The sequence below is a fragment of the Pigmentiphaga litoralis genome, from assembly GCF_013408655.1.
Taxonomy (GTDB): Bacteria; Pseudomonadota; Gammaproteobacteria; order Burkholderiales; family Burkholderiaceae_B; genus Pigmentiphaga; species Pigmentiphaga litoralis_A.
The window spans coordinates 844,557-861,198 of the sequence record NZ_JACCBP010000002.1 but is presented as its reverse complement, the minus strand read 5'-3'; the positions used below and the strand labels follow the sequence as shown (position 1 = coordinate 861,198).

Annotated in this window: 16 protein-coding genes; 4 read left to right on the top strand and 12 right to left on the bottom strand. The window is 65.2% G+C overall.

Going from position 1 to position 16,642, the window contains the following annotated elements; all coding sequences use genetic code 11:
- Window positions 1-27: 27 nt before the first annotated feature.
- The 4 genes from HD883_RS23875 to HD883_RS23860 all read right to left on the bottom strand — a co-directional run bounded on the left by HD883_RS23875 (window position 28) and on the right by HD883_RS23860 (window position 2,579).
- Window positions 28-999 (bottom strand): Bug family tripartite tricarboxylate transporter substrate binding protein, encoded by a 972-nt coding sequence (locus HD883_RS23875; RefSeq protein WP_179589472.1) that lies wholly within the window; start codon window positions 997-999, stop codon window positions 28-30.
- A 94-nt stretch (window positions 1,000-1,093) separates the two neighbouring features.
- The gene (sdhC, locus tag HD883_RS23870) at window positions 1,094-1,450 is read right to left on the bottom strand and encodes a succinate dehydrogenase, cytochrome b556 subunit (RefSeq protein ID WP_179589470.1); all 357 of its coding nucleotides are present in this window, start codon (window positions 1,448-1,450) and stop codon (window positions 1,094-1,096) included.
- A gap of 20 nt (window positions 1,451-1,470) precedes the next feature.
- A complete protein-coding gene (locus HD883_RS23865) occupies window positions 1,471-1,857 on the bottom strand; it encodes a succinate dehydrogenase (protein WP_257022617.1) in 387 nt (128 codons plus the stop codon).
- On the bottom strand, window positions 1,857-2,579 hold the full coding sequence (locus HD883_RS23860) for a succinate dehydrogenase/fumarate reductase iron-sulfur subunit (RefSeq protein WP_179589468.1): 723 nt from the start codon (window positions 2,577-2,579) through the stop codon (window positions 1,857-1,859). The genes HD883_RS23865 and HD883_RS23860 overlap by 1 nt, the downstream gene beginning before the upstream one ends.
- Window positions 2,580-2,706: 127 nt before the next feature.
- Between HD883_RS23860 and HD883_RS23855 the strand changes: the two genes are divergently transcribed.
- Window positions 2,707-3,615 carry a LysR family transcriptional regulator gene (locus HD883_RS23855; protein ID WP_179589466.1) on the top strand — a complete coding sequence of 303 codons (909 nt, stop codon included), beginning with the start codon at window positions 2,707-2,709 and terminating at the stop codon, window positions 3,613-3,615.
- Between the two features lie 18 nt (window positions 3,616-3,633).
- Here the strand turns inward: HD883_RS23855 and HD883_RS23850 are convergent, their stop codons facing one another.
- Window positions 3,634-5,379 (bottom strand): thiamine pyrophosphate-binding protein, encoded by a 1,746-nt coding sequence (locus HD883_RS23850; RefSeq protein ID WP_179589464.1) that lies wholly within the window; start codon window positions 5,377-5,379, stop codon window positions 3,634-3,636.
- Between the two features lie 97 nt (window positions 5,380-5,476).
- Window positions 5,477-6,385 carry a LysR family transcriptional regulator gene (locus HD883_RS23845; protein ID WP_179589462.1) on the bottom strand — a complete coding sequence of 303 codons (909 nt, stop codon included), beginning with the start codon at window positions 6,383-6,385 and terminating at the stop codon, window positions 5,477-5,479.
- A 111-nt stretch (window positions 6,386-6,496) separates the two neighbouring features.
- Here HD883_RS23845 and HD883_RS23840 point away from each other — a divergent pair, with 111 nt between their 5' ends.
- Genes HD883_RS23840 through HD883_RS23830 form a run of 3 tightly spaced genes read left to right on the top strand, consistent with a single transcriptional unit; the run spans window position 6,497 to window position 9,619 of the window.
- Window positions 6,497-7,657: a mandelate racemase/muconate lactonizing enzyme family protein gene (locus tag HD883_RS23840; RefSeq protein WP_179589460.1), complete on the top strand. Its 1,161-nt coding sequence runs from the start codon at window positions 6,497-6,499 to the stop codon at window positions 7,655-7,657.
- A gap of 32 nt (window positions 7,658-7,689) precedes the next feature.
- Window positions 7,690-8,640, top strand: a complete 951-nt coding sequence (locus HD883_RS23835) for a Bug family tripartite tricarboxylate transporter substrate binding protein (protein ID WP_179589458.1) — start codon at window positions 7,690-7,692, stop codon at window positions 8,638-8,640.
- Window positions 8,641-8,644: 4 nt separating this feature from the next.
- The gene (locus tag HD883_RS23830; RefSeq protein ID WP_179589456.1) at window positions 8,645-9,619 is read left to right on the top strand and encodes an NAD(P)-dependent oxidoreductase; all 975 of its coding nucleotides are present in this window, start codon (window positions 8,645-8,647) and stop codon (window positions 9,617-9,619) included.
- 33 nt (window positions 9,620-9,652) lie between these two features.
- On the opposite strand, the gene HD883_RS23825 is transcribed toward HD883_RS23830, so the two are convergent.
- The 6 genes from HD883_RS23825 to HD883_RS23800 all read right to left on the bottom strand — a co-directional run bounded on the left by HD883_RS23825 (window position 9,653) and on the right by HD883_RS23800 (window position 16,637).
- Window positions 9,653-9,799 carry a hypothetical protein gene (locus HD883_RS23825; RefSeq protein WP_179589454.1) on the bottom strand — a complete coding sequence of 49 codons (147 nt, stop codon included), beginning with the start codon at window positions 9,797-9,799 and terminating at the stop codon, window positions 9,653-9,655.
- 198 nt (window positions 9,800-9,997) lie between these two features.
- Window positions 9,998-10,354 carry a PRC-barrel domain-containing protein gene (locus HD883_RS23820; RefSeq protein ID WP_179589452.1) on the bottom strand — a complete coding sequence of 119 codons (357 nt, stop codon included), beginning with the start codon at window positions 10,352-10,354 and terminating at the stop codon, window positions 9,998-10,000.
- 100 nt (window positions 10,355-10,454) lie between these two features.
- Complete coding sequence (locus HD883_RS23815) at window positions 10,455-12,545, bottom strand: HlyD family efflux transporter periplasmic adaptor subunit (RefSeq protein WP_373563457.1); 2,091 nt, start codon at window positions 12,543-12,545, stop codon at window positions 10,455-10,457.
- Complete coding sequence (locus HD883_RS23810; RefSeq protein WP_179589448.1) at window positions 12,542-13,915, bottom strand: efflux RND transporter periplasmic adaptor subunit; 1,374 nt, start codon at window positions 13,913-13,915, stop codon at window positions 12,542-12,544. Before HD883_RS23810 ends, HD883_RS23815 begins: the two co-directional genes overlap by 4 nt.
- The gene (locus HD883_RS23805; RefSeq protein WP_179589446.1) at window positions 13,912-14,667 is read right to left on the bottom strand and encodes an efflux RND transporter periplasmic adaptor subunit; all 756 of its coding nucleotides are present in this window, start codon (window positions 14,665-14,667) and stop codon (window positions 13,912-13,914) included. The genes HD883_RS23810 and HD883_RS23805 overlap by 4 nt, the downstream gene beginning before the upstream one ends.
- Window positions 14,664-16,637 (bottom strand): TolC family protein, encoded by a 1,974-nt coding sequence (locus HD883_RS23800; RefSeq protein WP_218863585.1) that lies wholly within the window; start codon window positions 16,635-16,637, stop codon window positions 14,664-14,666. Before HD883_RS23800 ends, HD883_RS23805 begins: the two co-directional genes overlap by 4 nt.
- Window positions 16,638-16,642: the final 5 nt, after the last annotated feature.

The window sequence follows — 16,642 nt, the reverse complement described above, 5'->3', positions numbered from 1 at the left end:
GTGCGGCGTCGCGTCATGGCCGGACACTCAGCGGACCACCAGCTTCTGGTCCTTGACGATGGCGGCCCACATCGTCGATTCCTGGGCGACCGCGCTGCTCATCTCGGCAGGCGAATCGCCTACCGCCACCATGCCTTGCGCGGCCAGCTTGTCTTTGACGTCCGGGTCGTCCAGCACCTGCCGCGTGTCACGGTTGATCCGGTCGATGACGGCGGCGGGCGTGCCGGTGGGCGCGGCCAGTCCGAACCAGCCTTCGACATTCACGCCGGCGAGCCCGGCTTCGGCGGCGGTCGGCACGTCAGGCAGCAAGGCGGACCGCTGCGTCCCGGTCACCGCCAGCGCGCGGATCTTGCCGGCCTTGACGAAGCTGCTCAGCGCCGCGATGTTGCCCACGGCCGCCTGGATCTGGCCCGCGATCATGTCGGCATAGGCCAGCGTCTCGCCCTTGTAGGGAACGTGCGTCCAGGAAACGCCCGCCGCCTTGCCGAACGCTTCGGCGGCCATATGCGTCTGGCTGCCCACGCCGGCCGATCCGAAGTTCACCTTGCCTGGCCGTTCCTTGATATACGCAATCAGTTCTTGCAAGGTTTTGGGCGGCAGCTTGGGATCGATCACCACCAGCATCGGTCCGCTGGCGGCCTTGGTGATCATGGTGAAGTCCTTCACCGCATACGACAGCTGCGGATAGATATGCGGGTTGACGGTAAAGATGCTGCCCGACGCCATCAGCAGCACGTAGCCGTCGGCCGGCGCCTTGACGACCGCCTCGGCCCCGATCACGCCACCCGCGCCCGGCCGGTTCTCGACCACCACCGTCTGCTTCCATTTTTCGCCCAGCTTCTGGCCCAGCACGCGCGCGACGATGTCGGTCGATCCGCCTGCCGGGAACGGCACGATCACGCGCACCTGCTGGCGGGGCCAGTCCTCGGCATGGCTGGTGGCGGGCAAGGCACAGATCAGGGCGGTCAGGGAAATGGCGACGGTGTGAATGGCAAGCATGTCTTCCTCCGGTGGGACCGGCGCCGGCTCGTTGGACGGCGCGCGTTGTCAGTGATGCGGTGGCGGGTGGTCGGTGCTCCGTGCGGATGAGGGGTCAGACGTTCAGCGATACGGCCAGCATCAGGCCGGTGCACAGGCTCGCGCCCAGGCCGATGGCGATCCAGTCCTTGCGCAGTCCGCGCATCGTGCCAAATTCGATCAAAAGCAGGCGCACGCCGCCCATCAGGTGCAGCGACAGCAGGACGACCAGCCCCCATTCGGCCAGCTTGAACCACGGCGAGTCCGTCCAGCGCAGGAAGCCTTCCAGCGCCGCTTCGCCATGCAGGGCCTGGCCCAGCGCCCAGAAATGGACCGGCAGGAAGGCGGCCAGCGCCAGTCCCGACACGCGGTGCACCAGGAAGGCCCAATAGGCGGCGTGCTGCCTCGCCCGGGCGTCGATGGACTGCGTCATGGCGTGATTCGATCGGACCGTCATGGCGTGCCCCCTGCCGTCACCGCCCACACCGCACGCAGCCCGGCCACCAGCACCAGCAGGCCGAACGCCGCCGCGGCCAGTTGCACGCCGCGGCCCCGCCAGCGCCACCATTCTTCTGCAATCTTGAGTACGCCGATGGGCACATGCACGGCCGACGCCAGCACGAACACGCCGTAAAACAGCCCCCACGCCACATTGCCCCGCGTGCGGCCCAGAATCTCGGCGCCGGTCAACCCGTTGCGAACCGCAACGATGATGACGGCAATGTGCACCACCACGCACAGCGCCAGCACCATCGCGCTCAGGCGTTGCAGCATCCACAGCCGGGCCTGCAGCGTGGGCGAGGTCGTTGACGATGTCATCGATACGGTCGACCCGGTCATCACAGCTCACCCTTCATGGCCGCCCGCCCCACCCTGCGCTTCAGGCCCGCGATACTGGTTGTGGGTGACAACTGCTTGGGACACCGTTCGGTGCAGGATCCTTGCGTATGGCAACTATGGCACCCGGCGTCACCCGCCACCGCACGCAAGCGCGCCTGGCCCGCCACGTCGCGCTCGTCGTTGACCAGCGTCCATGCACGGTTGAGAGCGGCCGGCCCCAGATATTCCGGACGCCACTGCACGACGTCGCACGAGGCATAACAGACCCCGCAGCCGATGCACTCGATGCCCGCATCGGCGGCGCGCCGCTCGGGCGTGTCCGGCGCCACCACGGCAAACGGGTCGTGCCGCGTGCGCTCGCCGTCGAAGGCGCCTTTTGCGCTCGCCCACTTGTCGAAAAAGGCGGTCATATCCGTCACCAGGTCCTTCACGACCGGCAGGTTCGCCAGCGGCGCGATGTCGAGCCGTCCGTCCATCGCCACCTTGGACACATGGGTGCGGCAGGTCCAGCGCGCGCGGCCGTTGACCGTCATCGCGCACGACCCGCACATGCCGACGCGACAGGCGTAGCGATAGCTCAGATCGGGTTGCAGGTGACGCTGCACGTAGGTCACGACATCGAGCACGGTCTGGCTGTCATGGCGGGGAACGTCGTAGACCGTGACGCCCGCCGCGTGGGACGCCGCGTCGCCGCGCCAGATGGAAACCTTCAGCACTTCCATGGATCCTGCCTCGCTCGTTGGCGGAAAGTGCAGTCATTGTTGAGGATTGAAGCATCAAAAAAAAGCGAGTAATTTTGAAGCCGAGACAAAGAAAAAATCCGATAACAATCACAACCGGAGACCTTCCATGGCGTCCATCCGCACGCTGCGCATCTTCCTGTCCGTGGCGCGCCACGGCACCTTCGTGGCAGCGGGGGACGAGATCGGACTGACCCCGGCTGCCGTCGGCCTGCAGATCCGCGCACTCGAAGCCGACCTCAACTGCCAGCTGTTCGACCGCACCGCGCGGGCCGCCGTCCTCAATCCCCATGGGCGCCGACTGTTGCCCGACATCGAAGACGTGGTGCGCCGCTACGAAGCGCTGGCCATGGCTGACGCCAGCGACGACCTGGCCGGCACCGCGGTCATGGGCGCACTGGTCTCGGCATTGATGGGCGACTTTGCCAACGCCTTGTGGGATATCAAACGCAAGCATCGCCGGCTCGACGTGCGGCTGTTTGCGGGGCTGTCGGCAGACTTCACGCGGCGGGTCGAAGCGGGCGAACTGGACGCCGCCGTCGTCACGCAATCACCCCGGCCCTTGCCGGTCAGCCTGATCTGGACGCCGCTCTACAGCGAACCGATGGTGCTGATCGCACCGCGATCACCGCATTTCGTGCTGGCGGATTGCGCAGCCGACATCCTGCGCACAGCGCCTTTCATCCGCTTCGATCGCAGCACCTGGACAGGCGCGCTGGTGGACACCGTGCTGGCCGAAGTCGGCGTGCAGGTCACGGAAAGCATGGAATTGAACAGTGTCGAAGCCATCATCGAACTGGTGCGGCATGGCTTTGGCGTATCGATCGTGCCGCAACTGGCGAACGTGGCGTGGCGGCAGGATCCGGAACTGCACATCGTGCCGCTGGACGGCATCGGCATCCGGCGGCACGTGGGTCTGGTCGAGCGCAAGCACCATGCACGCATCAACTTCACGACGGCAGTGAAGAGCTATTTCGCGAAGCCGGAAGCCGAGCCCGTTGCCCGGCTCGCAAGCTGACGGAACCGTACGGGAAGCTCAGCCGCGCCGGATCGTCGGCGCCGCCAGCCCTTCCATCATCACGTTGATGCACGCCGGCTTGCCGCTGCCGACGGCTTCCTGCACGGCCGCGTCCATCATGGCCGGATCCGTCACGTTCACGCCATGCCCGCCGAACGCGGCGGCAACCTGGTCATACCGGGTCGGCAGCAGTTCGCAGCCTATCGTGCGATCGCGGCCGTAGTCGCGCACCTGGATCTGGTATTCGGCATTCCAGCGCGCATCGTTGCCAACGACAACGACCATGGGCAGGCCGCAGCGCACCGCCGTATCGAACTCGGCGGCGTGAAAGCCGAAGGTGCCGTCCCCCAGCACGGCGACAACGGGTGCGCCGGGCACCGCCACGCGCGCCGCAACCGCGAACGGCAATGCCGATCCGATGGACCCGGCAATACCATTGATGACACGATGCGATGCCGACAGGCAGGCCTGCGCCCACTGCCCGATCTCGCCGCCATCCACCACCAGGACCGCGTCGGGGTGGCTGTCGAGCAGCGTCTGCAAGGGACGAAAGGCCGCCGCCGGATGCACACGGTCGGGCACGCCCGCCGTCGCGGTGGCCCACGCCGCTGGCCGATACGCGATAGCGGCGGCGACCGCTTGCCGCCAGTCGGCAGCCTTGTCATCGGCGCGAAGGTTTTGCGAGCCACTGCCCTGCGCACGACCGTCCCCGGCACCACCGCCCGTTGCAGACGCCCCGTCAATCGCTGCGGCCTGCACGGTGCTTCCGGCGTCTGCCTGCGCCACGGCAGCCATCAATCCTTGCGCACCCGACACGGCATCGCCGGCGCATGTCGCCCGCAGCCGATCGCCAAAGGCAGCCCGGCTGCGGGCCAACTCGTTGTCATCCGCATCGATCTGCATGACCGTCACATCGGCAGCCAAGGCAGGCGCCTGACCGAACTTCAGCGTGAAGTCCAGGCGCTTGCCCAGCAGCAACACACAATCGGCCTGCGCCAGCATCTCGGCAAACGCGCCCAGGCACGGATCACCCACCCCGCGCGGGCTCTCCATGCCCACCACAGGCACCCCCGTTGACGCAGCCAGCGCCGCCGACACCGCGCGGCCCGGCCGCGTCAGCAATGCCGGGCCAGTCAGGATCAACGGCCGCCGGGCCGACCGCAGGCGCGACAGCATGTCCCCAAGCACGTCCGGATCGGGAACGACCGGCGACGCCCGCCAGGCCCCCTCGGGCACCGCGCGCGGCGACCCCACCGAAGCGTCCAGCACATCTGTCGGCAGGCTGACATGCACCGGCCCCGGCCGGCCCGACAAGGCCGTCGAAAACGCCCGCGCCATGTCCTCGGCAAGTCCGTCCGTGGTCTGCGCCGTCCACGACGCCTTGGTCAGCGGCGCAGCCAGATCCGCCTGCGCCATCTCCTGGAACGCGCCCTTGCCCAGCTGGTTGAGCGGCGCATGGCCCGACAGCAACACCACCGGCGATTCGGCCTGCGCCGCCGTGTACAGCGCGCCAACCGCGTTCGCATGCCCCGGCCCGCCCGTCACCAGCGCCACCCCCACCTTGCCCGTCAACCGCGCCCACGCATCGGCCATGTGCACCGCCGCCGCTTCGTGCCGCGTGTGGATGAGCCGGATCCCCGCGTCCTTGCAGGCGTCGAAGATCGGCATGATGTGGTTGCCGGACAGCGTAAAGATCGTGTCGACGCCGGCGTCGGCCAGGGACCGGACCAGCAGGTCCGCACCGCGGGATGTAGTCGTGGGCATGATGGCTCCAGAAGGAATGACCGCCATCATGGCCGACTCGCCACGCCCTGCAAAGCCAATAAAGCTGGGGGCGAGCGAAAAGAAAACTTTGCGTGGGTCAGCGCTTCGGCCCGTTGTCGTCTCTTCGAAGTGGAAGCAGCCGCTCGATGACTTGATCGGTAATCGGCTGCAGGGCATGCACGGACCACGCAATATGTATCGGGCGCTCAGGCAGCGGAATGGCCACCTCAAGGATTCTCAGCGTACCGCCGCGCACGTGCCGCTGCGCGACCTGTTGCGGCATGACGGACAGCAATTGCGTGCCTGGCAGCACGCTGGCGATGGCGTCGTAGGTCCGTGCTGCCATCCGGCACACCGGAGGCTGTACGGCGTGCTGAAGCCAGTAGTGGTCAAACTCCGCCCGAGATGGGGTGCCGGCCGCCGGCGCAACAAAGGGATGCCTTGCCAGATCGTCGACGGTCAACGGGTGATCATGCCCCAGCGCCTTCGTGCGACCCGATACAAACACATTGCGATCCATGTAGAAGCGCCGGTAGAGAATGTCAGGCAGGTGCTCTGCGGGCGGCGTCAGGATGGCAATGTCCAGCGCCCCGCGTTGCAACAACGCGCTGAGGGTGGGGCTGTCATCTTCTTGCAAGTCGATCTCGACGTTGCCGAGCAGTTCCGGGGGGGCGTGCAGCAGACGCGGCATCACAGAACCCAACGCACGTGGGATGCATCCCACTCTCAGTTTCCAGGCAGCTTTGTCGGTCAGATCACCAAGCCGGGCAATGTCGGACGTTACCCGGCGTGCCACCTGCTCAACCAGCGCGCCCGCGGCAGTCACCCTGCTACCTTTTGCGGTTCTCTCGAAAAGGACTTGTCCCAGACGTTCTTCCGCTTCGCGAAGCAAGCGGGACAAGGCCGGCTGAGAGGTGTGAAGAATCGCTGCTGCGCGATGCAACGATCCTGCTTCGGCGGTGGCAAGCACTGCTTTCAGGTGCCGTACATCAAGGTGTTTAGCCATGGGTCGCTTAATTGCCAGATACGGTTTTGATATCACGCTATCCCACATCCATATCGTTTTCAAGTCGCACAGATCTGCGTAGGCTGTCCCGCACACCAACGGAGACACCACATGAAAGTCAAAGCCGTCGAATGTCTGCCCGTCCATCCGGGATGGCGCAAAAACCTGATCTTCATCCGCATCGAACTGGAAGATGGCACGGTGGGCTGGGGAGAAAGCTATAGCCAGTACGACCGTGACGAAGCCGTCGCCGCGCAAGCACGCGAACTGCTTCGCTACCTGGTCGGCAGAGACGTTTTCAACATCCGCTACTTCTGCCAAGTCGCCTTCGACGACTACGCCCAACGCAGGTCTTCACTGGAATTCTGGAGCGCGTTGTCGGGCATCGAAATGGCGATGTGGGATGCTGTAGGAAAGGTGGTCGGACAGCCGGTCTACCGCCTGCTGGGCGGCAAGACGCGTGACAAGGTCCGCGTCTATGCCAACGGCTGGGGCTACAAGCTGAAGACGCCCGATGACTACGCCCGCGCCGCGGAAAAAGTCGTTGCCGAAGGCCACACCGCCTTGAAGTTCGATCCGCTGCCGCGGCCGTGGCGCACCTACATACCAAGCCAGCACATCCGGCATGCTGTGGAGGTGGTGCGCGCCGTGCGCGACGCAGTCGGTCAGGATGTCGAAATCCTGCTCGATCTGCACCGTCGGCTTGCACCGGTCCATGCCATCGAGTTGGCCAAGCGCCTGGAGGTGTTCGAACCCTACTGGATCGAAGAACCGTGCCAGAAGGAAAACATGGACGCGATACGTGAAGTTCGCCATGCCACCACGATCCCGATCGTGACGGGTGAGGCGCTTTACGGCCGGGGTGACTTCAGACAGGTGTTTCGCGACCGCGCCGCCGACATCATCAATCCTGATGTGTCGAATTGCGGAGGCATTCTTGAGCTGCTGTTGATCGCCGCGCAGGCGGAGTCTGAAATGATTGCGGTGTCGCCTCACAACTACAACTCGACCCTGCTTTCGCTGTCTGCGACGGTGCATGCCTCAGCCTGCATGCCCAACTTCACGATCACTGAATATTTCGTCCCGTTTGAGCAATTCTCCGCCAGCGTGTCGAAACAGGCCCTCACCCCCGTCAATGGGTACATCACCGTCCCGGACGCGCCGGGTCTGGGTCTGGATATCGACGAAGCGGTGTTGCGCGCGCTGCCGGCCAAGCCTTATCCGACGCGGAGCCTGCGCCACAGCGAAGACGACGAGCAAGCCACTTTCTGATCGGACCGGCAGATAACAACGAGGAGACACTCATGAAACGCCGCGACTTTCTTGGTTTCACACTGATTGCAGGAGCTATGGCGACCGGCTCGGTACGTGCCGCCGAGTGGCCCGACCGGCCACTGCGTTTCATCACTACGTCAGCGGCGGGTTCGCCGCTCGACAGCATGATGCGGGTACTCGGCAAAGAACTTGGCGACCTGGTCGGGCAGACCGTTGTCGTTGAGAACCGCAGTGGGGGCACAGGCGCCGTAGGGATGAACCTGGCGCAGAATGCGCCGGCAGACGGACTGACCATCGTGTCCGCAACAGGATCTACCTCCTTCCTCATGGCGGAGAAAGACAGCCGCTTCAAGCCGGACGACTTCATCTTTCTTCGGGCCTTGCAAACGGAGCCCTCAAGCATCGCGGTACTGAAGGACAGTCCTTATCGGACCATGAAGGATCTGGTCGACGCCATGAAACGTGATCCCAAGGCCGTCAACATCGGCGGGTTCGCGAGCGCCGGGTTTCATCAATATGTGCTCTATCGTCTGCAACAGAAGGCTGGTTTTTCCGCTACCTGGGTGCCGTTCCAAGGCGGCAATCAAGCCTTGCTGGCGCTGATGGGAGGCCATCTGAATGCCGCCGTGATCACGCCCAGCACGGCAAGCGCGCAAGTCCGCAGCGGCGACGTTCGACTGCTCGGCATCAGCAGTGCAGAGCGAAGTGCATTCTTCAAAGAGATTCCCACGTTCCGCGAGCAGGGATACGACGTCGTAGAGACACTGTGGCGAGGTGTCATGGTGGTCAAGGGAACGCCGCAACCCATCGTGGACAAACTGGTCAGGTCGCTGGAAGCGGTGGAAAAGCGTCCCGCCTGGCAAGCATTCATGGAAGAGAACCGGCAAGACACGCTACCGCTTGCGCAACCGGAGTTGCAGGCGTTCATTGCGAAAGAAGTTGCCGATCGACGCCGGTTTCTTGAGGCGCTGCCAAGGTGATGCAATGAGACTGCTGTGTTCTGATGAGGCACGCAAAGAACTGATTTCGGCCGGATTGCTGGACCGGCCCGGCAACACGGTGCTACTGCTGGGGATGGCGGAAGCGTCGGCTGCCCAGGCCGCACTTGTCACGCGAGACGTGTTTGGCGCATCCACCGATAGTCGACTCGAACCGCATACGGCTGAATTCTTTGATGCGCTTGCCCACGCGCCTGCCCTGCAATGGGTGCACACCTACGCATCCGGACTTGATCGCCCCATCTACCGTGCATTGCAATCCCGGGGAGTCACCGTCACGAACAGTGCCGGATCCAATGCGGCCACTGTTGCGCAGACCGCCTTAGGCGGCTTCCTGTACTTCGCACGGGCGCTTCATGTCGCCCGTGCGCAGCAGGACGCGCGTACCTGGCGGTCCTTGAAACACAAGGATATTCGCGCTCTGGATCGTCTGGACGCCTTGATCGTCGGTTGGGGCGAAATCGGCAAAACGCTGGGCCGATACCTGGACGCACTGGGCGTGCACTGTCGTGTGCTTCGACAGCACGGCGAGCAGGTGTCGGAGGGGTGGCCCACCGCCACGTACGCGGCGTTCGATACCTGGGTTGCCGATGCAGACTGGGTCTTCTTCGTTTGCCCGTTGTCGGAATCGACGCGCCGGCTGTTCCATCAAGGCACGATCGCCCACCTGAAGGCGGAGCGCCCTTTGAACGTGGTGAACGTCTCGCGCGGTGCAGTCATCGATAATGCCGCGCTTCAGACTGCCCACGACGCTGGTCTGGTAAGACACGCCTATCTGGACGTGTTCGAAACGGAACCGCTAGCCACGGATGATCCGCTCTGGAAGGTCGACGATTTCCTGCTCAGCCCGCACATGGCCGGGACGGCCGACGGCAATCGGGCAGCAGTCATCCAACGCTTCCTGAAGCAACTCGCCGAGCGAAACAGTGCGCCCGACCGCACGCACCGCGCTGATACATAACTTCCTGCTTATGTTTGAAACATAAGCGTTGCCTTATCTATCCAGGTCTTCGCTGCGTTTCAGTTGCAGGATGACAGGTGCCCAGCGCTTCTTGCGGCGGTTCTGGGTCTGGCGGTAGTAGTGGCAGGCCACCACGACCGGGGCGATTGCGGCGAGTACGGTAAACGTTTGCAGATCCATCTCAGTCTCCTTGCCAATCGTTGCCTGATCGTGACGGATCGGTGAGATTGCGGCAATACGACGTCAAATGGACAGGTGGCGGATGGACGAATGGCCCGGACTGTGGCTGGCGTTGTCACGACAACGTCATACACAGCACGGGCCATCCCGCCAAGGCAAGGGCTCCGCCCTCACCCTGGAAACCTCAGCAACGCAAGATCACCACTCGGTGCCGTAGTGGCGATACACCGACTTGGCATAGTCTTCGTTGTATTCCGGCGCCGCGGTCGACGTGTCGTAGCGCGGTGCGTTTTCCAGCTGTGCCTGATCCAGCGGCACGACGTAGCCGTCCAGGTCGGTGCTGTATTCCAGCACGTTCCAGGGCAGCGGATAACGATCGGTGCCGATGCCCAGGAAGCCGCCGAATTCCAGCACGGCATAACGAACCTGGCCGGTGCGCTTTTCGATCATCACGTGGTCGATCGAACCTAGCTTTTCTCCCACCTTGTTGTAAACGGTGGTGCCTTCGACACGGTCCGACGAGATCAGGGTATTGGGGGAATTGAGTTCTGCCATGATGGTTCTCCTTGCGTCTGCAATGGGACGGGTATGCGGCGGGACGCCGCATGATGCCTGGTCAGGCACTCCCTTACTGCTCAGCACGGAACATGCCCGGCTAGAACCCGCTTTCCCGGATGATGGCGCTGCCCAGCGTGCGCAGCCAGTCGGCGGCAATCGCATAGGGTTGACCATGAATGACCACGTCGACCAGCGCGGTACGGGGATGGGGCAGCGGCTCGGCCAGGCGCAGTCTTACACGGTACAGGGCATGCTGCACTTCGCGTTTGTTATTGGTGCTGACCCGGATCGGTCCGCCATGGGCAGCGTCGAGCATGTCGTCGGGCAAGGCCAGCGTGCGCGTCGTATCGATGCCGATAACCGTGGCGCGCAGGGGTTCGAACGTACTGCCCACGTACACACTGGCCGTGTCGTTCAAGGCCAGGTGGCGCAGCGCGTCCTGGCTGACGAAGGCATCGGCGACCCAGGTGTGGGCGTCGACCAGCGTGCCCAGGGCCTGCGTGGGATTGACCCATGCGCCGGACTGCACCAGCGGATCCAGATCGGCCAGGGTGCCCGCGAAGGGCGCGATCAGTTCCAGCCGCCGCATCTCTTCGGTGGCGCTGACGCGTTCGGCCATTTCCTGGCGCAACCGGCTGCTCAGCAGGCCGCGTTGCGCCGCGTCGGCTTCGGTGGCGTCGGCACGGCGCAGCTGCGCCCACAGCGTGGCGGTGGCCGCGTCGGACCGTTCGCCTCGCGCGGTGGTGTCCGGCGATTCCAGGGTGAGCAGCACATCGCCCGCCGCGACCGGGCCGGGCGCGCGCACCTGCGACACGCGGGCCGGAAACGGCGCATAGACCGCCAGGGTCTTTTCGGCGTGCGTCCATCCGGGTGCCCGGACGCCATGCGGCAGGGGCAACGCCAGGAACAGGATGCCAATCATGAGCACGCTCAAGGCGATCAGTTTGCGGCTGACACGGATCTCGCTGCGGCGGCGCGCCCAGACTTTCATTTCGGACCAGATTGGCATGACGATGAACCAGCAGATCTCGACAAGGAACAGGAAGATGCCGAGCGCCTTGAAGAAGTAAAGGTAGACGGCAACGGCAATGCCCAGGAACACCACGGCACGCACGACCCACACCGTCAGGGCAAAGGCGGTCAGGGCCATCTGCAGGCGCGGGGACAGCACCTCGGGGGCGGGCTCATCCCAGCCCAGCAGGCGGCGGCGAACGAAGGTGCGGCCGAATGCCGAACTGCGGGCATGCAGGTTGGGCAGGTCCAGCAGGTCCGACAGCACGAAGTAGCCATCGAAGCGCATGAAGGGGCTCGCGTTGACCCCGAGCGTCAGGATCCACGACGTGGTCGCCAGAAAGAACAGCGCGGACCGGATGACGCCGTCTTCGGTAATGCTCCAGCCCAGGGTGGCCAGAAGCGCCAGGCCCATTTCGGCCATCATGCCGGCCGATACGATGGCCAGCCGCTGGCGATGGTTGGTCAGCTTCCACGACTCGGACGTATCGGTGTAGAGCATCGGGAACATGACGACCAGCGAGACGCCCATGTGCGCGACCCGGACGCCATAACGCGTGGCGGTAAAGGCGTGGCCAAGTTCGTGCAGCACTTTGGCAAAGGCCAGGGCCGCCATGTAGGCCAGCACGCCCGCGGGCGTGAAGCTGTCCTGCACGCTGGCCAGGAAGCTGTCCCACTGCTGCGACGCCAGGATCAGGCCGAGCAGGCCCAGGGTCAGAAGCGTGAACAGGAACGTGCGCGTGTAGACAAAGGACACGTAGGGCAGCGCGTTGGCCAGCAGCCGATCGGGGCGCACCAGCGGGATACGGATATACAGGTAGTGATGCAGCAGCCACTTCAAGCCAAATTGCCGGCGGGTGGCCGATACGGACGCCAGGTGTTCGGCCGCGCGGGCCGTCTCGGTGCGGACCAGGTAGTTCTGGCGCAGAAAGGCGAGCAAGGCGTCGAGCGCGTCCTTGCCGGGCCGCAGCAAGGTTTCCTGATGCACGGCGGACAGCACCGCGTCGCCATCGGGTTGCCAGCGCGACAGCATTTCGAATTCAAGCCAGCCAATGCGGTAGAAGCGGTTGGCGACCGCGTCCTGGATCATCCAGGCCGGCGAGCCGTCGCGGTTGTCGCTGGCCGGCAGCAGAGACAGATCCTGCCGCAGGTCCGGCAGCGGTTCAGCAGGAGTCACAGCCCGGTCCATTGCCGCAGCGCGGCCAGCGGACGGCGCAGCAGGTAGTAGACGACCGGCACTCGATGGCCGTAGATCTTGGCCGTGCCCTTCAGGCCGATGCGGGCCACGTCCTTGCCGGCATCGCCGATCGCGCCGCGCAGCCGGTACGACGCGACGTTGTCGGGCGACAGCACGGCCTGGTAGCTGGTCTCGGTCAGGGTGGCGTCGACCGGTGATAGCGGCGCCACATGCAGGAACAGCCGGATCGGCGCGCCTTCATCGAGCGAGATGGCATCGGCGGCGGGCAGGTAGACCAGCACCCCGGTATCTTGCGGGTCGGCGATCTGCATGACCCGTTCGCCCGTGACCACCGGCCTGCCCTGCCAATCGTTGGTGTCACCGAATACGGCAATGCCATCGCGCGGCGCGACCACATCGATGCGCTTCAGTTGTTCTTCGACGGCATGCAGCTCGGCGCGCCGTTCGGCGATCTTGCCCTGCAGCGCCGTGACCTCGCTGCGCGCCTTGCCATCGTCGAACGCGCGTTGCTGCGCGGACAGCAGTTCCGCGGCGGCGACTTCCAGCGCGCGGGCCGTGACTTCGCGGCGGTTGCGCAGCGTGGTGTCGTCGAGGGAGAACAGCAAGGCGCCGGCCTTGACGCGCTGGTTGGCCTGGACCTCGAAGGACTTGATGACACCGTCCAGAGGTGCGGCTACTGCGATCGCTTTCAAAGCGACCAGTTCACCGGGCGCCAGGGCGCTCTGACGGACCGGCACGCACATCAACGCGATCAGCAGCGCAGCCGCCAGCCAGACTTTGGGTCCGCGTGGCACCCTGACCCCGATGGGCGATTTGCGGACCCGGGTCAGCGCCCAGGCGCAATACGACCAGCACGCCTGCAGCCGGTCAAAGATCGCCAGCTCGGTCTCGTTCGGCGCGTTCTCGAACACGAAGAGGCAGACGCCCAGGCGTTCGCCATCTTTCACCAGCGGCACGACCACCAGATGCGCCGGCCACCATTCTTCCCAGCCATCGATCAGGGCGGGGGTGAGCGCAGGCAAGGCGGGCGTGTCGGCCGACGCCGCGGGGTCTGACATCGGGGCTGGCATCGCCTCCAGATCGACGACCTGGACGGTATCCGGCAAGTCCTTGGCGATCGCGCGCACCAGGCGCCGCGTCCAGACCGTGAACGGGCTGTCTTCCGACAACGCCGCCAGGCCCGACACGGCGACCAGGTCGGCGCCGGTGGCGCCAAAGCGCCAGAACGAGGCCTGGCGGTAAGGCAGCACCTGCCACGTCTCATTGACGATGGTGAAGCTCAAGGCATCGACGGTGCGGGCCTTGCGGCAGCTGTCTTCCGCCTGCCACAACGCAGAAACAGCGGTCATTTAAGTCCTGCGAATCGCGCCGTGCCGCTCATGCCCGCGAGCAGGCCGGGGTGGACGGCCGTGAACTGGCCTTCGATCTCGATGGTCTGCGCGGACACATCCACGCGCGCGCCCAGCGCCGACACCTTGGCGGCATAGGTGACCCCGGTCTCGTCGACCGCGACGTCGAACGGCGTGCCGACCTTGAGGGTCTTGAGCCAGCGCGACGGGGCATTCAGCCGAATTTTGAGCGGGCCGTTGCTGATGATTTCGGCCATGGGCGTGCCGATGTTTACGCCCTGATACTGGCGCACGAAAATCTTGGCGACCCGGCCCGCGAACGGCGCGACGACCGCGCACTGCGCGTTCTGGACCTGCGCCAGTTCGACCTGACCGACCGTGCGATCCACGGCGGCAGCGGCCAGGTTGACCTCGACGTCCCCGGCGGCCTGCAGGCCCTGCAGACGCACCTTGGCTTCGTAGGTTTCGCGCGCGGCCTTCAATTCCGCCGCGGCGATCTTGGCGCGCGCGTCGTTCTCGCTGCAGTCGAACGTGGCCAGCGTGCGGCCTTGGGGAAAGGTGCTGCCCAGCGTCAGCCCCAGGGTCTTGATGCGCCCGTTCATGGGCGCGGCCAGGGTCGTTTCCTTGTCAGGCGAGATCATGACCCGCACGATGTTCGGGTCCATGGCTTCGGGCGCCGGCGTCTGGGCCGATGCGGTTGCGGTCATCAGGCCGCAGGCCAGCACGAGCGCAGAATAACGAAGGCCATTCATTTCACGTCTCCGGAAATACGCAGGGGCTGAACGCTGGCCGTCAACGGGTGCTGCGGCGCCATTGACATGGCGTCGGCGGGGGCGGGGGCGGGGGCGGGGGCCACCGACACGGCGACCGGCGCCGCTTCCAGCGCGGCCACCAGCTTCGGCGCATTCGCGGCCATGGCGGCATCGACCACACCGCCCAGCGCGCGCTGCGTGACTTCGCCAACCACCGCGGCGTAGGTGAACACGCGGGGCGCCGCGCCTTCGGCATCCGTCAGGCGCATCGATACCGTCGCGGTCCGGGTCCCCACCTGACCGCCCTGCACCGTGACGGTCAGGCGCAGTGTTTGGGGCGTGCCGGTGCTGCGCGCCAGCACTTCGTGGCGGATCAACGCGTCCGTTCCCACCTGCGCCAAGGCGGCGCGGTCCATGCCTGCGGGCGCCTCGTCGATCGACACGGGCAGGGGCTGCATCGCGCCGCCGACCGGCTGCGACGACTGGAACGTGGTCTGTTCCCACTCGGCCGTGGTGCGTGCAATCGACTGCGCCAGCGTGGTCACATCAAGGCCGGCAATCTGCTCGGGCAACACATCCAGGCCGATCGAGTTGTACAGGCGGCCCCAGGCCGACTGCGCGTTCGAATAGCTTGCGAACTGTTGATACGTGGTCAGCAGGTCGCGTGCTTCCGCACGGATCACTTCCAGTTCCGAGTCCACGCGGGTGGTCGCGGCAGCCTTCGCATAGTTGAGCAGACGTGCATCGACACGCGCCGACTCGCGCGCCAGGCGCAGGTCATTGGCGGCCAGCGCGTAACGCTGCACACCGATCCGGACCTGCGTCAGGATCGCCATGCCCAGCGCCATGCGGCGGTAGTCGTCGGTCTTGTTCTGCGCTTCATGGGCGCGCTGCAAGGCTGGCAGCGAGGCCAGGCGGAACAGGTTCCACGACACGCTGATGCCCGAATCGATCCACGAATTGTTGTACAGGAAACGGTTCGAGTCGTATTGGGCGTTCAGGAAATCGAACTGGATGCCGGGCATGGCCAGGATCATCGCGGCTTTGATGTCGTTGGCCGTGACGCGCTTGCGATACCACTCTTCCATCAGTTCCGGACGACGCTGCAAGGCCATTTCTTCCAGTGCACTGACGTTCGTCGGCACGGGTGGCAAGGTCGGCTCGGCCATGTCGGCCAGGGTGTAGGTCGTGCCCGGCGGCAGTGTCATCAACGCCGCCAGTTCCGCGCGCGACAGCTCCAGTTCCTGCCGGCGGACCGACAGCAGGCTGACGGCATCGAGCAGCGCGCGTTGGTACGCCAGCGCGGTCGGTTGCGGCAGCAGGCCCTGCTGTTCGGCCTGGCGCGAACGCTTGAGCGCGGCTTCGACGCGGGTCATCAGGTCATCGACACGCGCGATCAGCTTCTGCGCACCCAGCGCGCGCCAGTAGGCGTTGCGGGTGTCCTGCAGTACGTTCTGGATGACCTTGCGCTCGCGCTCCTTGGCCATCAGGTACTGGTCCGCCTTCTGCTTGGTGCGGTAGTACGAGACGCCAAAGTCCAGCATGTTCCAGGACAGCTCCACATTGGCTTGCGTGTGGTTGCGTTCCTGCGATGTCGACGGCGACAGCGTCTCTTCGCGGCTCACGATGCCGATCGACCGGCCGCCCGAATCGTTGCTGCGCGACGCGTACCCGGCCCCGACCAGCAGGCGCGGCATCATGTCCCAGCGCGACACGTCCTGCAGGCCTTGCGCCAGCGCCGTTTCCATCAGCTTCAGGCGGTAGTCGAGGTTGTACTTCAGCGCGCGCGCGGCGGCTTCCTCGAACGTGATGGGCTCGAGGATAGGCTCCTGGTCGGCGTACATGCCGGCCCGGTCGGCCGCGACGCGGTCCTTGACCTGCGACTCGGTGAAGGGCGTCGGGTTCATCGACGAGCAGCCAGCCAGCGCAACGGATACCGCCGCAAGGACGCTGAGTTTCAGTGCATTCATGGTCA